The following is a 16,313-nucleotide window of genomic DNA, read 5'->3' as shown; positions in this document are numbered from 1 at the left end:
CGACCAGAAAGGAAACACCGTGTCCACTCATGTCGCCACCAGCAACCCGGTCCGCTCCGACCTCAGCTTCGAGGACGACCGCACCGCGACCACCACCCCCAGCGGCTCCCGCCTGTGGGCCCTGAGCGGTCTGGGCGCCGGCCTCCTGGGCGTCGCCACGATCGTGACCTCCTCGATGGTGGACGTCGTCTACCGCGACGAGTTCAAGGGGACCACCGACGGCGTCGCGAACGCGCTCGAGCACAAGGCGGGCGTGCTGTTCGCCTTCCACTCGATCACCACGCTCGGCGCGGTGCTCATGGTCGTGTTCGCGGCCGGGCTCTTCCGCCGGCTCCGTCGGGGTGCCGGTGACTCGATCGCCCCGACGGTCGCGTTCGCCGGGCTGCTCGGCACGGCGGTCGTGTCCGTCATGGGTGCCGGGCTCGACACCGAGATCATGATGCCGCTCGGCGTCGGGGACGGGCCGACGATCCCCGACTCGACCGCGTCGTTCTACAACAACTGGATCGGCACCATCCCGTGGGTGTGGGTGCTCGCCGGCCTGGCCGGTGTGGCCGTCTACGCCACCAGCCGCCTGTCCGTGGTGCCGCGCTGGATCGGCCGCGTCGGCCTGGTCATGGGCGGTCTGGCGATGCTGGTCGGCATCTCGCCCCTGGAGTACCTGGCCGGCCCGATCGCCGCGCTGTGGCTCGTCGTCACCTCGGTGGGCTTCCTGGTCGGCGACCGGGCGCACCGTTCCGCGAACGCCTGAGCGGCCGACGGCTTACGGTACGACCACCCATGAGCACCACCATCACGTCCGAAGGCCCGGCATCGACGATGCCGGGCCTTCGGCGCGCGCCGCGGGCGGCGTACGTCGCGGCCTGGCTGACCGCGGTCGCCAGCCTGCTGCTCGTCGCCGCGTCCCTCGTGCTCGACGTCACCGGGCCCGACCACGGGCCAGGAGCCGACCTGGCCGAGGGGTACGGCGTCACGTACGCCGTCGGCGGTCTGGCGATCGCCCTGTGCGCGCTGCTGGTGACGCGGGACGACCCGCGGCAGCGGTTCGGCTGGGCGCTGCTCCCGATCGCGGCGGTCTGGGTGCTGGACGGGTTCTCGCAGTCCTACGTGCGCGTGTCGATCAGCGCCGACGGGATCGATCCTGGGGCGAACCTCGCGCTGTGGTTCCTGAACCGCTTCGGCTCCGTGCTCCCGCTCAGCATCGCGCTGCTGCTCCTCATCTTCCCGACCGGCCGGTTCCTCCCGGGCTGGCTGGGTCGCCTCGGCATCGCGGCGCTCGGCGGCATGGTCGTGGCCGCCGCGCTGGTGGTGCTCACGCCTGCGACCAACGCGCCCGACGTCGCGCACCTGCCACCCGAGGTCGACCTCAACTACCTGACGCTGTCGCCGCTCGCCTCGGCCGACGGCCTCCGGCCGGTGACCGGAGTGCTGACCATCGCGGGCTTCCTGTTCGCGATGGTCAGCGCCGTGCTGCGCTACCGGCGGTCGACGGCCGCCGACCGCGACCGGATGCGCTGGCTGATCTGGGCCGTGCTGGTGATGGCGCTGACGCTCACGGCGGTAGGCCTCCTGGACCTCGGGTCGGCCGTCGACGCGGTGATCGTCGCCGTCGCGGTGCTGCCGGTCGCGGCGATGACCGTCGGGGTGGTGCGGCCGACCGTCGTACCGGTCGAGGACCTGCTGGTCCGCACGCTCGTGCTCGGCGCCGTCGCCCTGAGCCTGCTCGGGGTCGACCTGCTCGTCGTCGCCCTGCTCTCGCACGCGCTCGGCGACCTCGGCCAGCGCCAGCTGGTCACGGTCGTGCTGCTGGTCACCGCGCTCGCGTACGGGCCGCTGCGACAGCGGTTGTCCCGCCTGGTGCAGGGCTGGGTGCTCGGCAGCCGCGGCAACCGGTACGACGTGATGGCCGGCCTCGCGGCCAGCCTGGAGTCGATCGAGGACGGACCGGCCCAGCTCGCCGCGGTCGCACAGGCGGTCGCCGACGCCTTCGGGATCGGGTATGTCGCCGTCGAGGTCGACCGCCCCGGCGGCGAGCGGCTCACCGCGACGTACGGCGACCGGCCGACGCAGACCCGCATGCTGCCGATCACCTACCGCGAGGCCGAGGTCGGCCGGCTGGTGCTGCCGGCGCGCGGGATGCGCAGCCGGCTGTCCAGCCGGGACGAGAAGCTGCTCGGCGACCTGGTGCGGCAGGCCGCGACCGCCGCCCGCACGAGCCGGCTCGCCGACGAGCTGCAGGCGATCCGCGAGCGATTGGTGACCACGCGCGAGGAGGAGCGCCGGCGGATCCGGCGCGACCTGCACGACGGCCTGGGTCCGGCGATGGCCGGCGTCGTCTACCAGCTCGAGACCGCGCGGCTGCTCGTGTCGTCCGACCCGGACGGCGCGACCGCGCAGATCGACACGGTGCGCGACCACGTGCAGGAGATCGTCGCCGACGTACGCCGCCTCGTGCACGAGCTGCGGCCCCCGGCCCTCGACGACCGCGGCCTCGTCGGAGCCGTGCGCCAGCTCGCCGAGCACCAGCAGCTGCCGGTGTCCGTGGAGGCGGCCGACCTCGGCACGCTGTCGGCCGCGGTCGAGGTCGCGGCGTACCGGATCGTCGCCGAGTCGCTGACCAACGTCGCGCGGCACGCGCAGGCCGGCTCGGCGCGGGTGCGGCTGGAGCGGACGGGTACAGAGCTGGTGGTGGAGATCGCCGACGACGGGGTCGGCATCGGCGCGGACGTGCAGGCCGGGGTCGGCCTGCTGTCGGTGCGCGAGCGTGCGGCCGAGCTGGGCGGGCACACCGAGGTCAGCTGCCCGCCGTCGGGTGGGACGGTCGTCCGGGCGGTGCTGCCGCTGGGAGTCAACGGGAAGGACGGGGCATGAGCGACAGCATCGGGGTGGTCGTCGTCGACGACCACGCGATCGTGCGGGACGGGCTGGTCTCCCTGCTCACCGCGATGGAGGGCACCCACGTCGTCGGCCAGGCCGCCGACGCCGCGGAGGCCCTGGCGCTGGTCGCGACCGAGCAGCCGGACGTGGTCGTGATGGACATCCAGATGCCCGGCGAGCTCGACGGCATCGAGGCGACGCGGCGGATCACCGCCGCGCATCCGGACGTGCGGGTCGTGATGCTGACCATGAACGAGGACGACGACACCGTGGTGAGCGCGATCCGGGCGGGAGCGTCGGGCTACCTGCTCAAGGGGTCGGGCGCCACGGAGGTGCTCGGCGCAGTGCGCGCGGCGCACGAGGGCGGCATGGTGTTCGGCGCGCGGCTGGCCGGGCGCGTGGCCTCGTTGTTCCAGGCCCCTGCCTCGACAACGCCCACGCTCCCGACGCTGGCCGACCTGACCGAGCGCGAGCGCGAGGTGCTGAACCTGCTCGCGGCCGGCGCCAGCAACGACGCGATCGCACGCAAGCTCTTCGTCTCCAACAAGACCGTGCGCAACACGGTGTCCGGCATCTACGCCAAGCTGCACGCGAACGGCCGGGCCGAGGCGATCGTGAAGGCGCGCGAGGCCGGGTTCGGCAAGGGCTGAGCCGTTCAGCGCCAGCGGGGGACGGCGTTCCAGGTGACGCCGTCGTCGTCGGACCAGAGCCCCTTCGACCAGATCCGGCCGCCGACGACGGTGAGCGTGGGGTAGGTGTACCCGGGGGCGGGAGTTCCCGCGTTCCCCTCGTAGACCTTGGTGAAGGCGCCGCCGGACGCGCTGCGCCACAGCCGGATGCCGAGGTCCGTGTTGCCAGAGCTGTCGGTGACCTCGAAGGCGTCCTCCTGTCGCCCGAGCAGGGCGCCGTCCGGCGTCCAGGCGAGCTTGAAGTCGTAGTACCTGATCGGCCGGTACGGCGCGGGCAACGTCGACCTCTGCCACGACGCGCCCTGGTCGGAGCTCGTGTAGACCGTCAGCGTCGCCGAGCCCTTGGACCAGGCCCAGTAGGACATCACGCCGGCCGGGGCATTGCCGACGGCGCCGCTCGCGTCCGCCGGCCCGAAGTCCTTGGCGTGCCGCGAGCCACCGGCGTCCCACCACCCGACGAGCCGGTCGAAGCTCTGGTTGCGAAGCCCCCAGCGCACGGACCCGGACGCCGGGCCGGCGACGGAGACCGTGTCGTGCCCGATCTCGTCCATTCCCCACCAGGAGCTGCCGAGCACGTGCACGGTGTTCGCGTCGGGATCGAGCTTGCACCACGTGGTCGAGGGGATGGGCGGATTCACCCAGGGCGGGTGGTCGTAGCCGGTCTGGCAGACGAACCAGGCCCGCGGGTCGCCGGTCGGCGTCGCGTCAGTCGACTCTGCCTCATGGGTGACCGTCCCGTCGTCGCGCACCAGCCACACGCCGCCGTTCGAGCCGTCCACGAGCAGCAGCAGTCCGGGCCCGGGCGACACCACGTGGACCGGGCGCAGTCCGCCCTCCTCGAACTCGAGCGGACCTGTGTGCCGGTACGTCGCGGTGGCGAACCCGTCCTTCGTGATCGCCATGCCCAGGAACGACGGATGGGCGAACCGCGAGTCGCGTGGCGACCGGGGACACCACGTGCACACCGCCTCCCAGACCGAGACCCGGAAGTCCGGGTCGTCGGCGGACACAGCGGTCCACTGCAGGTGCGCGTTGTCGGACAGCACGACCTCGCGCGGCGTCATCGAGGTCGCCGAGTGATGCGTCGGGGATGGCGTGGGCGACGGAGTCGGGGTCGGGGTCGGCGTGATCACCGGTGCGGGCGCGGAGTCGGGTTCGCCCCGGGCGGCCACCAGGGCGCCCGCGGCGACGGCGAGGACGACGGCGGCGGATCCCGCTGCCGTGAGGACGACGGCGCGACGGTCGCGGCGGCGCGCGGTGTCGGTGAGTGCGTCGTACGACGGCGGCTGGACCTGCTCGCGCAGGCGGGTCAGCGGCTGGAGATCAAGCATGACGAGGCTCCTCCTCCAACAGCGCTGCGAGCCGCGCCCGCGCGCGGGCCAACCGCGACTTGACCGTCCCCTCGGGGATCCCGAGCTCCGCGGCGATCTCCGCGGTGCCGAGGTCGACCAGGTGGTGCAGCACGACCACGATGCGCTGGTCGACGTCGAGGTCGGACAACGCCGTCACGATCGCGACGTGCTCCGGCCCGACCTCGACGGGCGTCTGCGGCCCGGGCACCCGCGGCTGGTAGCGGCGTACGACGGCCGCGTGCCGCCAGCCGCCCCGCACCCGGCTCACCGCGACCGTGCGGACCCAGGCCTCGGGGTTGCTGACGTGCTGGAGCTGACGCTGCTTGCGGATCGCGGTGACGAAGGCGTCCTGGACGGCGTCCTCGGCGTCGGCCATGTCGCCGCAGATCGCGTAGAGCTGGACGACCAGGCGCGCGTACGCCGCGTCGAACAGCTCGTGGAGGTCGACCGCGTCGCGCATGAGCCACCTCCGTCCGGTTCGAGTCTCATCCCTACGAGGCGCGAGCGGCAGTCCTGGTTCCCGACGGATTTCGCCGTCAGCCCTTGGCTCGCCGTGGTCGGCGTGGACCCGACCGCAGGCAGCCCGGTGTCGTCACCGATGGCCCGACAGCAGGGCGAAGGGTCGGCTCAGTGCGCCGACCACTCCCGGCCGAACCAGCGCCGGATCCGGCTGGTGCCGAACTCCGCCTTGTCGGCCGCGAGCTCGTCGGACGCCGCGTCGAAGTCGCCCGACGGCGCCCGGCCCGGGAGGAACGTGACGTCGACGCGGGCGACCTCGTCGTTGCCGAACTCCAGGTAGCAGATGCCGCGGCCGTCGTACGGCTCGAAGCGGCCGCCGCTGGCGCGGGCGATGATCTCGTCGGCGACGACCGCGGCCTGGCGCTCGGAGAAGACGCCGGCCTTCGGGGTGCCGACGCTGGTGACGTCGCCGACGGCGTAGACGCCCGGGTACGCCGTCTCGAGGGTCGCGGGGTCGACCGGGATCCAGCCGTCGACGCACAGGCCGGAGTCGGCGACGACCTGGGGCGCGCAGTGCTTCGGTACGCCGAGGAAGAGGTCGAACGGCAGCTCGTCGCCCTCGGCCGTGACCGCGACACGGCGGTCCGGGTCGAGGGAGCGAACGAGTCGCTCCGGGTGCCAGGCGATGCCGCGCTCGGCGAAGGCGTCCAGCAGCGCGCGGGACGCGGCCGGCGACGGCGGGATCGGTATGCCGAACGGCATCACCAGGGCGACCTCGCTGCGGTCGCGCAGGCCGCGTCGGAGGAGGTGGTCGTGCACCAGCAGGGCAGCCTCGCTCGGTGCCGGCGGGCACTTGAACGGCGTCGAGGTGACGCCGACGACGACGCGTCCTCCGTCGAACCGCTCCAGCACCTCGCGGAGAGCGAACGCGCCGGCGACGGTGTAGAACTCGTGGCCGCACTCGACCAGCCCCGGGGTCGCGGCGGGGTCGAGGTCCGCCCCGAGGGCGATCACCAGGACGTCACCCTCGAACGTGCCGGCATCGGTCTTCACGGCGCGGGCGACCGGGTCGATGGCGAGGACCTCGGTCTGCACGAACCGTACGCCGGGCCGGGCGAGGTCGCGGTAGGCGTGCTGGACCGCCGGCGCGGTGGTCCGGCCGAACATCACGTCGAGCTTGGAGAACCCGAAGACGAAGCCGTCGGCCTTGTCGAGCAGGGTGACCTCGACGTCGTCGCCGAGCGCCTCGGAGAGACGCGTGCTGAGCTCGAGACCGCCGAACCCCGCGCCGAGCACGAGCACCCGCATGTGCGCCCCTTCCTCCCACCGCGACTGTAGGGGCGGGGGCTGCTCCCCGGTATGCCCCGTGCGGGTGGTCGGTCAGGTCGCGCTCGTCTCGAGCGAGGTCCTCACGATCGGTGGGTATCGGGCCGAAAGTCACCTACGATGGCTCCTTCGGCCCAGTGGGGGGACCGGGTTCGGCCTTTCGTCGGATGGTGGCTTTCCCGTCGGGTCCACACTCGCCTCGGAAGGCCCCTGATGTCTCCTCACCGCCCCTTCCTCGCACGCGCCGCAGCGGTCGCCGTCGCCACGCTGCTCGCCTCGGTGGTCCTTGCCGCCGTTCCCGCGGCGTACGCCGTGAGCAGCCACCGTGCTCTCAACGACACCCGTCCGGTCGGCGTGGGCGCGGTCGCCGTGGGCTTCCCGATCGAGTACTTCGGACTCGTCGCGGACCTGCCCTCGGGTGCGCCGCTCGAGGCCCACGACCCCTCGGCGTACGGGCAGGCGCGGTTCCGCGTCGACGGCGCGTGGACCGCCTGGCAGGACCTCGACCAGGACGGAGCGCAGTCCACGGGTCACTTCACCGGGGCCCTGGTCAGCGTGGACCGCGCCACGGCGTACCAGGTGCGCAACCTGCCGGCGGGCGCGAGCCACTGGCGGGCGGCGGCGATCAACACGACCGACGGCCCGACCCTCACCGTCGGCAAGGCCCGGTCGGACGCCGCGTCCGCCTCCGCGTCGTGCCGGTCGCGCGCGGACTGGGGTGCTGACGAGTCCCTGAGCGGGTGGGCGAAGGGCGACACGCAGACCTACTTCCCCCTGCAGGCGCTGACCGTGCACCACACCGCCGGCTCGAACGACCTCACCCAGGACTACGGCGCGACGGTCCGCGCGATCTACAGCTACCACGTGCAGACCAACGGGTGGTCCGACATCGGCTACCAGTACCTCGTGGACGGCCACGGCGTGGTCTACGAAGGCCGAAACTCCGGACACACCAGCCGGTCCTGCCTGTACGACGGCGGCGACGGCTCGGACTTCGCCCACCAGACGAGCACGGACCAGGTCGTCACCGGCGCACACGTGGCGAACTACAACTCCGGCAACGCCGGCGTCGCGCTGATGGGCTGCTACGAGCCGACCACGGCGTGCTCGGGCAGCACCACGCCGCCGACGGCGGCGGTCGACGGCCTCGAGGGCCTCCTCGCTTCGCTCGCGACCCGCCACGGGCTGAAGCCGACCGGCAGCGTCCACTACGTCAACCCGGTCACGGGCGCCGCCAAGGACGTCGCGACCATCTCCGGTCACCGCGACTGGGAGGCGACCGCGTGTCCCGGCGGCAACCTGTACGCCCAGCTGCCCACGATCCGCAGCGACGTCGCGAGCCGGATGGCCGGCTCGACCGCGACCGCGCCCGCGGCCCCGTCGAGCCTGACCGCCTCGGGCGGCGCAGGGTCGGTCGCGCTCTCGTGGACCGCGCCCACCAGCGACGGAGGAGCGGCGATCAGCCGGTACGAAGTCTTCCGGGGCGCGACGTCGACCGTCTCGACGTCGACCACGCCGATCTACAGCGGCAGCGCGACCAGCGCGACCGACAAGCCGGCCGCGGGGAGCTACTACTACGCCGTGCGGGCGTGCAACAGCGTGGGCTGCGGCACCTCCGCCTCCGCCGGCCCGGTCACGGTCACCACGCCTGCGACGATCACGTCGGCGTCGTGCAGCGGCGCCACCTGCACCTTCGCGGGGCAGGGCACGCCGACGCTCACCTGGACCTTCGGGAACGGCAAGGGCGCCTCTGGATCGCCGGTGAGTGTCACGTACGCCGCGAAGGGCAGCTACACCGTGACGCTCACCGACGGGCAACAGAGTCGGGCGACGCGCACCGTGCAGTGCTCGCTGGTGAAGAAGCGGGTCAGCTGCACGACGTGAGCCTCAGGCGGGGCTGGTGGCGAAGACGATCGCGCCCGGGACGTCGTCGTACGGGCGCATGAGGAGCTCGCCGTCGATGGTGAACCCGGCGTCGCGCAGCCAGCGGGACACCTGCTCGGGGCGGCGCCGGTGGCTGTCGACGCCGATCTCGCGGCCGGTGTAGCCCTGCGTCGAGCGGATCGTCCGGTCGCCGACGTGGAAGCCGACGAGCAGCGGGCCGCCGGGGCGGAGCACGCGGCGGAACTGCGCGAAGACCGTCGGTACGACGGGGTCGGGCACGTGGATCACCGACCAGAAGGCGAGCACGCCGGCGACCGCGTCGTCGGGCAGGTCGAGGTCGGTCATCGAGCCGACCTCGAACCGCAGGCCGGGGTGGTCGCGCCGCGCGAGCTCGACCATCTCGGGGGACAGGTCGATGCCGAAGGCGTCCAGGCCGAGATCGTGGAGGTAGCGGGTGACGTGACCGGGGCCGCAGCCGACGTCCGCGACCGGACCCCCTCCGACGTCGCGCACGTGCTCGGCCAGCCAGGCGAGGCTCAAGCGGAGGAAGGGGTGCTCGTCGAGGAGGCCGCGCACCTCGTCGGCGTACCCGGAGGCGTCGGCGTCGTAGGAGGTGCGGGCGTCGGACAGCCAGTCGTCGGGCATCGTTGGATGGTAGGCGACGAGGAGCCCGCGCCCCGTCTGCTTTTCGGCGCTCCCGGGAGGGCGGGGGAGGACGGCCCGTCCTCGAGTCGCGACGCAGCGACGAACCGCATGCCCCGACGGATTTGCTGAACCAGGTGGTCTATTCGGGTCTCGCGTGGGACGAGCGGCCGGGATTACTCTCAGCGGAGGCCGACACGTCGGCCCGACACCGCCAAGACCCGAGCTCGGGGTCGGGCCCGCCGGATCTACCCGGACGGGAGTGCTCGCCGGGGATCCGCGAATCGCGATCAACGTTGATGCAAGCGAGAGGCGTTGCGATGACCTCTGTTGTCCACACGCTCGACCAGGCCCACCGTGCGATCCGTCGGGAGAGCGCATGTTCATCCAGGTGATGCAGGCTCCGTGCCGTCGCCCCGACGACGTACGTGCCGTCCTCGACACGTGGAGCTCCGAGCTCGCCGCCGGGGCCAAGGGCTGGCTCGGCGCCACCTTCGGGGTCACCGACGACGACCAGTTCGTCGCTGTGGTCCGGTTCAACTCCCGTGAGGAGGCGATGGCGAACTCCGCCCGGCCCGAGCAGGACGCCTGGGCCGCGAAGCTCGCCGCGGCGCTGGACGCTCCACTGGAGTTCCACGACTACGACGACGCCATGACCTTCCTCGACGGCGGGTCCGACGACGCCGGCTTCGTCCAGGTCATCCAGGGCAAGGTCGACGATCGCCGCCTGATCGAGACGCTCATGTCCACGACCGACGACCTGCGGGAGATGCGCCCGGAGGTGATCGGCGGTGTGGTCGGCGTCGCGGACGACGGGACGTTCACCCAGACTGTCGCCTTCACCGACGAGGAGAGCGCGCGGAAGGGCGAGCGGCTCGAGCCGCCGCCCGAGGTCCGTGACGTCCTCGGCAAGGCGATGGCCGGGGCGCGCTACTACGACCTGCGCCACCCGTGGTTCGCGTCCGCGTGACCGTCGTCCGGATCCACCCTCTTCGACCTGAAGGGATCAGCCATGGCTTGGCAGATTGAGGGAACCTACTTCGAGAACTGCAGCTGCGACATGGTGTGCCCGTGCTCGACGTCCGGCCTGACCGTGGCCGCCGACACCGAGCGGTGCACCGTCATGCTCGCCTTCCACATCGACTCCGGCAGGTCGGACGACCTCGACCTCTCCGGGATCACCGTGTGCATGCTCGCCGACACCCCGGCCCTGATGACCGAGGGCAACTGGCGCGCAGCGCTGCTGGTCGACGACAAGGCCAGCGCGGAGCAGACGGAGGCGATCAACGCCATCTTCGGCGGCCAGGCCGGCGGACCGCTGGCCGACCTCGCTCCGCTGATCGGGGAGATGGTGGGCGGGGGCCCGGCGCCGATCGAGTACGCCGACGACGGGCGCAACCACAGCGTCCGGGTCGGCGACATGGTCGACGTGAGTGTCGCCGACTTCGTCTCCCCGCTGGACGCCACCGGCAAGGGGATCCGGGTCAGCGGGGTCGGCTTCCCCGCGGACACGCTCGCCGCCGGGACCGCGACCTCGGCGAAGGTCGACGCGTTCGGCCTGAGCTGGGACACCAGCGGGAAGAACTCCTTCTCCGCGCCGTTCGCCTGGTCGGGCTAGCGCGATGACGGACACGGCTCGTGGAGCGGCACTCCGCTCCACGAGCACGGTGGTGCTGGTCGGCTGCTCGCTGGCCGCCTGGGTCGTGACGGTCTGGTACGCCGCGGACATGCCCGCCGCGCCGGGCACGATGGGCCTCGACGTCGTCGGGTTCGTCGCGCTCTGGACCGTGATGATGGCCGCGATGATGCTGCCCTCGGTGCACCCCGTCGTGTCGCTGTACCTGCACCGGCTCCGCGGCGAGCCCTCGCGTCGAGTGCGCACGTGGCGCACGACCAGCCTCGTGGCCGGTTACCTCACGGCGTGGAGTGCCGTCGGTCTGGTGGCTTTCGGGCTGGCTCGCGCGGGGGACGAGCTCGCCCGTCAGTCGCCCGGCGGCGCGCCCTGGGTCGGTGCGGGTGCGCTCGTCGCGGCCGGGATGTACCAGCTCACGCCGGCCAAGGACTTCTGCCTGGGTCACTGCCGGTCGCCGGTCTCGTTCCTGCTGCAGTACGGAGCCGTGACGGGTCGCGCGCGCGACCTCAAGGTCGGGGTGCGTCACGGGGCGTTCTGCGTGGGCTGCTGCTGGGGGCTGATGGTCGTCCTGTTGGTGGTCGGCATCATGAGCCTGGTCTGGATGGCAGCGATCGCGGGAGTCGTGCTCCTCGAGAAGACGTGGCGCCACGGAGTCGGGCTGAGCAAGGTGCTCGGGCTCGCGATCATCGGGTTCGCGGTCCTGGTGCCCGCTCACCCGGCGCTGCTGCCGGGCCTGCACCAGACCATGTCGATGTGAGCGGCGGGGGCGTCGCACCTCAACCGGCAGGCGGCGCCCGATTTGCACCGTTTCCCCGCGCGCGTCCTCCGGTCGCCCCTACCCTCGCCGGGAGGGGGCAGGAGGGATGCCATGAGCGCGGGGGAGTCCGCGCGCGAGATCGCGCGCAAGCGGCGTGAGAAGGCCGAGCGTCTGACGCGGGTCGCCGACGCCTGGGAGCGTGGCGCGGCCGGCGAGGAGGCGACCGCCCGCGCGCTGGCGCTGCTGCCCCCGGAGTGGACGGTCCTGCACGACGTACGGTGGCCGGGTCGGCGGCGCGCCAACATCGACCACGTGGTGATCGGTCCGGGCGGAGTCTTCGTGATCGACAGCAAGCACTGGAGCGGCACGGTGGCCGTGGCCGGCGACGTGCTCCGGCAGAACGGTCGGTCCCGGGAGAAGGAGGTCGCGTCGATCGCCGACGCCGCCCTCGCCGTGACCGGGGTGATCGGGCAGGTGCCGGCCGTGCCGGTGCTGTGCTTCGTGCGCGAGGAGCCGGTCGCGGGCTGGGCGCGCGACGTGATGGTCTGCTCGACCGCGAACCTCAACGACATGCTCACCTCGCGGCCGGCCGTCCTGCACGCCGCGACCATCGACCGACTGCTGCCGGTGCTCACCCGTGGTCTCTTCCCGGCTGCGACGGCGGCACCTCCGCCGGTGCAGGGCGTGCCGGTCCGCGACCCGTGGGGTCCACGCCCCGCGCGTCCACGGCCCCGGCTCGGCCCCCGACGGCGCGGGCCGCGCGTGACGCGCTTCGCCCTCGCCGTGTCCGCCCTCGTCCTCGCCGTCGCGATGGTGCCGACAGTGATTCATGCGCTGACGAACGCGGCGTCACAGCGCGTGCAGAACCTGGTCGCTCCGGCCAAGCCCGTGGGTACGACGCAGACGGTGGCCGCGGGCGACGGCCACCCGGAGCTGGCGATGACCGTCGCCTCCGTCGTCGACACCCACGTGGTCGGGAAGGGCACGAAGCCCCCGGCAGGGCACCGGCTGGTGGCGGTGACGATGCGCCTGGAGAACCGGGGCGACCAGCGCTGGGTGTGGGACGGCAACACCCGGCTCGCGCTGGTCGACAGTGCCGGCGTCACCTATGCGCCGAGCGCCGACTACCCGGCTGTGCAGGGCGGCCGCGTGGTCAGCGGGTCGCCGACGGTGCGGGCCCACCACACCTTGTCCGGCGCGCTGGTCTTCGAGGTGCCGAGCGACGTACGGATCGCGTCCGTGCGTCTCGACGTCGGGCCCGGGCTGGCGCGGACGGTGCGCTGGGTGGTGTGACCAGGCGGCGTCAAACGTCTCCGGACTCGTGACCTCGGGTACAGACTGTGCGAAGAGCCCCGACCCGCCAGGAGTCCACCGTCATGACCCCAGTCCCCTTGGACAGCACGCTCGTCGACGCTCGCGTGCTCAGCTCGTGAAGGCGGTCCTCCTCCTCGCGGACGCCGCCGAGGTGACGAACGGCAAGGTCTCGTCGCTCGGGGCCGGGTGGAGCGTCACCGCCACCCCGACGCCCCCGATGGCGCTCGTGGCCGTCATCGACGTCCCGTGGGACCAGACGAACCAGAAGCACCAGCTCGTCATCGAGCTGCGTGACGCCGACGGCCGGGCCGTCTCGTTCCAGCGCGGTCCCGAGGGCCAGCCGCTGCCCGCCCTCCACGTCGAGGCCGAGTTCGAGGTCGGTCGACCTCCCGGCGTGCCCGCCGGGACGCCCATGCGGCACCAGCTCGCGATCGCACTCGCCGGCGGCGTTCCGCTCGCGGCGGGCGAGAAGTACGAGTTCCACCTGACCATCGACGGCGAGGACATGGACAGCTGGCTCGCCACGTTCCTGGTGCGGCCCTAGCGCTTTTGCCGTTGGCCATCACAATCGAATGGGTGTACGATAAGCCTAGGTACGGTGGTGATACGCGATGGCTGAGGCCCCGGACCTTGGCCCGAGCGTCGGGTCGGCCTCTCACGGGCCTGCTGCCCATCACGCGTGAGGACGAGTGTCCCTCGATCCTGCGTGCTGGGAGGTGTGCGATGGCGGTGGCCCGCGACGCGTACGGCGTCCACCCCGTGCTCGCCTGCGCCAGGCACGTCTCCGACGAGGTCGGTGCGATCGCCGACGTGCCGGTCGAGCTGATGGGCGCGGACGACAAGGCCGCGGCGCTGGTCGCGATCAGCGCGACCGCCGACCGGCTCGAGGCGCTGCGGCTGCGCCTCCTGGCCTCGGCCGACGACGTCGCCGCCGAGTGCGGCGCCCGGGACGCCGGAGCCTGGCTGGCTCATGAAGTGCGGGCCGACCGGAGCGAGCAGCAACGCGCCCTCCGGCTCGGGGTGGCCCTGGCCGAGCGCTGGCAGGCTGTCGCGACGGCGCTCGCCGCCGGCACGGTCAACCTCGCACAGGCGCGCGTGATCGCGCACGCCCTGGACGAGCTGCCGGGCGACGTACCGGCAGACGTGGTGTCGGGAGCCCAGGCCCAGCTCGTCGCGTACGCCGCGGAGTTCGGTCCGCGCGACCTGCGGATCCTGGGCCGTCGCATCCTGGACGTCGTTGCGCCCGAGGTCGCCGAGGCCGCGGAGGCGCGGGCGCTCGAGGCCGAGGAACGGCGCGCGGCCGAGAGCACGACCCTCTCCCTGACCCCGTACGGCGACGGCACCACCCGCGTCCGCGGTCAGCTGCCCGACGCGACGGCACATCGACTGGCCACCTACCTGGACGCGTTCACGTCGCCGCGCCGCTCCGAGGACCGCGCCGTCGTTCCGGGCCCGATCGAGCGTCGCCGGGGTCGGGCCTTCTGCGCCCTGCTCGAGCACCTCGACCCCGACCAGCTCCCCGTGCACGGCGGTGACGCCACGACGGTCATGGTGACGATGACCCTCGACCAGCTGCGCAGCGATCTCGCCACCGCCGGCCTGATCAGCGGCGACGACCACCGGATCACGGCCGCGGAGGCGCGACGGCTGGCCTGCACGGCAGGCATCGTCCCGGTCGTGCTCGGCGGTGCGTCGGAGGTCCTCGACCTCGGCCGCACCAGCCGCCTGTTCAGCCGGGCGCAGCGCAAGGCCCTGCGCGTGCGCGATCGACGATGCCGGGCCCGGGGCTGCAGCATCCCGGCGACGTGGTGCGAGGCCCACCACCTGAAACCGTGGGCGCGCGGTGGCGCGACCGATCTGGCGGACGGGGTCCTGCTGTGCTCCTTCCACCACCATCGTGCCCACGACCCGGCCGTCGACGTCCGACGATGTCCGGACGGCGAGCTCGAGCTGCGGCGAGCCCGGCCGACGGACCGCGGCTCCGTGGTCAGGGGCGGGCAAGGTGGGGCGGCATGACCCCCCCGTCGCGTGTGCTGCTCAGATCGAGACGGACGCGCTCTCGGCGGGAGTCGCGGCGGGGTCGGTCCGCACCCGGCGACGCTCGCGCCAACGTTCGAGCCGGTTCGCCGCCGTGTGCACCAGCCAGGCGGCCAGTGCGCCGGCGATGCCGTCGGCGACGTAGTGCTCGCCGGTGTAGGCGAGGCTGAACATCATCACCAGCGGATACAGCACGAGCAGCGGTCGCCAGGTGGTGCTGGTGCGGCGCCAGAGGAACAGGCAGAACAGCACGGTGCCGCCGAGGTGCAACGAGGGTACGGCGGCGACCGGGTCGGCGGTGGAGAAGCCCTTCGTCCACAGCTCGTGGGCCACGCCGAGGTGGAGCTGCTGCAGGCCGTCGCCGGCGATCCGCTCGACCCACGGGTTGGCGCCCGCCTGCACGGTGGTGAAGCGGCCGAGAAGTCCGTCGGCCGGGGGCACGCCGATGGCGTACATGCAGGGTGCGGAGCTCGGGTGATCGGCCACGTCGGCGGCCGTGCAGTGGCCGGCGGCCCACGGTGGCGCCGTCGGGATCAGCATGAACAGCAGGAAGCAGGAGAAGCTCAGGGCGACGAAGCGCACGGCCCAGCGGTAGAAGTCGGCGCGACTGCGCAGCCACATCACTCCGGCGGTCAGGTAGGGCAGGAAGAAGAACGAGTAGTAGCTGAGGCAGGCGATCAGGTCGTACCAGCGCACCCCGGAGTACCGCTGGTGCTTGAGGTGCTCCTGCAACCACACGGTCGGCACGTGCCCGAAGAAGAGGAACCGGTCGACCTCGATCTGCGGACGCCACCAGGTCGGCATCCCGACGGTGTCGGCCAGGCCGCGCAGGTAGTCGTAGAACACCAGCACCAGCACGAACGGCAGGAAGTCGAGGACCAGCCACAGGATCCGGATCGGTCGCCGGCCGATGGAGGCCACGGCAAGTCCGAGGACGACCCAGAGCACCACGCCTTCACGGTCGAGCGGCGCGCCCTGGGTGCCGAAGGTGAAGGCGAGGGCGCCGAGGTAGGCGACGAAGGCGAGCCGGCGTACGACGCGCAGCCGGCCGACTCCCGTGGTCGGGGGCGCCGCCTCCGTCCGGGGTTCGGTCTCGGTCTCGCTCAAGCCGCGTGCTCCTCCTCGACACTGCCCGTGACCGCGGCCACCAGCCCGGTGAGCACGCCGCGGCGTGCCGAGGTCCTGCCCCGCACGCGAGTCCGATCATCCGTCATGACGGTGGCGGGCACCACCGTCACGCGCGACGCGACCGTGGATGCCGCTCCGAGGGTCGCTGTCACCGTTCCTTCGCAGAAGTGGCCCTCCACCGGTTCGCCGGGGCGCGAAGTGGGTACCTCGAGACG

General features: G+C 72.6%; 15 protein-coding genes. 10 read left to right on the top strand and 5 right to left on the bottom strand.

The genetic code is table 11. The features are described from left to right. Positions 1 to 19: 19 nt before the first annotated feature. Genes EFL26_RS05120 through EFL26_RS05110 form a run of 3 tightly spaced genes read left to right on the top strand, consistent with a single transcriptional unit; the run spans position 20 to position 3,527 of the window. The gene (locus EFL26_RS05120; RefSeq protein WP_123221827.1) at positions 20 to 751 is read left to right on the top strand and encodes a hypothetical protein; all 732 of its coding nucleotides are present in this window, start codon (positions 20 to 22) and stop codon (positions 749 to 751) included. A gap of 29 nt (positions 752 to 780) precedes the next feature. After that, positions 781 to 2,871 (top strand): sensor histidine kinase, encoded by a 2,091-nt coding sequence (locus tag EFL26_RS05115; protein WP_123221826.1) that lies wholly within the window; start codon positions 781 to 783, stop codon positions 2,869 to 2,871. Next, a complete protein-coding gene (locus tag EFL26_RS05110) occupies positions 2,868 to 3,527 on the top strand; it encodes a response regulator (protein ID WP_123221825.1) in 660 nt (219 codons plus the stop codon). The genes EFL26_RS05115 and EFL26_RS05110 overlap by 4 nt, the downstream gene beginning before the upstream one ends. A gap of 5 nt (positions 3,528 to 3,532) precedes the next feature. Here EFL26_RS05110 and EFL26_RS05105 read toward each other — a convergent pair whose 3' ends face one another. From EFL26_RS05105 to EFL26_RS05095, 3 genes are all read right to left on the bottom strand, one after another. Beyond that, positions 3,533 to 4,897, bottom strand: a complete 1,365-nt coding sequence (locus EFL26_RS05105) for a hypothetical protein (RefSeq protein WP_123221824.1) — start codon at positions 4,895 to 4,897, stop codon at positions 3,533 to 3,535. Next, positions 4,890 to 5,378, bottom strand: a complete 489-nt coding sequence (locus tag EFL26_RS05100; protein WP_123221823.1) for an RNA polymerase sigma factor — start codon at positions 5,376 to 5,378, stop codon at positions 4,890 to 4,892. The genes EFL26_RS05105 and EFL26_RS05100 overlap by 8 nt, the downstream gene beginning before the upstream one ends. Positions 5,379 to 5,545: 167 nt before the next feature. Continuing rightward, positions 5,546 to 6,685: an NAD(P)/FAD-dependent oxidoreductase gene (locus tag EFL26_RS05095; protein ID WP_123221822.1), complete on the bottom strand. Its 1,140-nt coding sequence runs from the start codon at positions 6,683 to 6,685 to the stop codon at positions 5,546 to 5,548. A 231-nt stretch (positions 6,686 to 6,916) separates the two neighbouring features. Between EFL26_RS05095 and EFL26_RS05090 the strand changes: the two genes are divergently transcribed. Next, a complete protein-coding gene (locus EFL26_RS05090; protein ID WP_123221821.1) occupies positions 6,917 to 8,587 on the top strand; it encodes an N-acetylmuramoyl-L-alanine amidase in 1,671 nt (556 codons plus the stop codon). A 3-nt stretch (positions 8,588 to 8,590) separates the two neighbouring features. On the opposite strand, the gene EFL26_RS05085 is transcribed toward EFL26_RS05090, so the two are convergent. Then, positions 8,591 to 9,232 carry a class I SAM-dependent methyltransferase gene (locus EFL26_RS05085; RefSeq protein WP_123221820.1) on the bottom strand — a complete coding sequence of 214 codons (642 nt, stop codon included), beginning with the start codon at positions 9,230 to 9,232 and terminating at the stop codon, positions 8,591 to 8,593. A 376-nt stretch (positions 9,233 to 9,608) separates the two neighbouring features. Between EFL26_RS05085 and EFL26_RS05080 the strand changes: the two genes are divergently transcribed. The 6 genes from EFL26_RS05080 (at position 9,609) to EFL26_RS05055 (ending at position 14,949) form a co-directional block, all read left to right on the top strand. Continuing rightward, positions 9,609 to 10,199 carry a hypothetical protein gene (locus EFL26_RS05080; protein WP_123221819.1) on the top strand — a complete coding sequence of 197 codons (591 nt, stop codon included), beginning with the start codon at positions 9,609 to 9,611 and terminating at the stop codon, positions 10,197 to 10,199. A gap of 42 nt (positions 10,200 to 10,241) precedes the next feature. Next, positions 10,242 to 10,847: a DUF1326 domain-containing protein gene (locus tag EFL26_RS05075; protein WP_123221818.1), complete on the top strand. Its 606-nt coding sequence runs from the start codon at positions 10,242 to 10,244 to the stop codon at positions 10,845 to 10,847. A 4-nt stretch (positions 10,848 to 10,851) separates the two neighbouring features. After that, positions 10,852 to 11,619 carry a DUF2182 domain-containing protein gene (locus EFL26_RS05070; RefSeq protein ID WP_123221817.1) on the top strand — a complete coding sequence of 256 codons (768 nt, stop codon included), beginning with the start codon at positions 10,852 to 10,854 and terminating at the stop codon, positions 11,617 to 11,619. A gap of 111 nt (positions 11,620 to 11,730) precedes the next feature. Next, positions 11,731 to 12,912 (top strand): NERD domain-containing protein, encoded by a 1,182-nt coding sequence (locus EFL26_RS05065; RefSeq protein ID WP_123221816.1) that lies wholly within the window; start codon positions 11,731 to 11,733, stop codon positions 12,910 to 12,912. Positions 12,913 to 13,048: 136 nt separating this feature from the next. Then, positions 13,049 to 13,477: a DUF6941 family protein gene (locus EFL26_RS05060; protein WP_123221815.1), complete on the top strand. Its 429-nt coding sequence runs from the start codon at positions 13,049 to 13,051 to the stop codon at positions 13,475 to 13,477. Positions 13,478 to 13,656: 179 nt separating this feature from the next. Then, on the top strand, positions 13,657 to 14,949 hold the full coding sequence (locus tag EFL26_RS05055) for an HNH endonuclease signature motif containing protein (protein WP_123221814.1): 1,293 nt from the start codon (positions 13,657 to 13,659) through the stop codon (positions 14,947 to 14,949). Positions 14,950 to 14,970: 21 nt separating this feature from the next. Here EFL26_RS05055 and EFL26_RS05050 read toward each other — a convergent pair whose 3' ends face one another. After that, complete coding sequence (locus EFL26_RS05050; RefSeq protein ID WP_123221813.1) at positions 14,971 to 16,077, bottom strand: phosphatase PAP2 family protein; 1,107 nt, start codon at positions 16,075 to 16,077, stop codon at positions 14,971 to 14,973. Positions 16,078 to 16,313: the final 236 nt, after the last annotated feature.

It is taken from the genome of Nocardioides pocheonensis (assembly GCF_003725535.1).
GTDB classification, from domain to species: Bacteria; Actinomycetota; Actinomycetes; order Propionibacteriales; family Nocardioidaceae; genus Marmoricola; species Marmoricola pocheonensis.
Note: the sequence above shows the minus strand (reverse complement) of the source record. Positions and strands in the feature narration are given on the sequence as shown.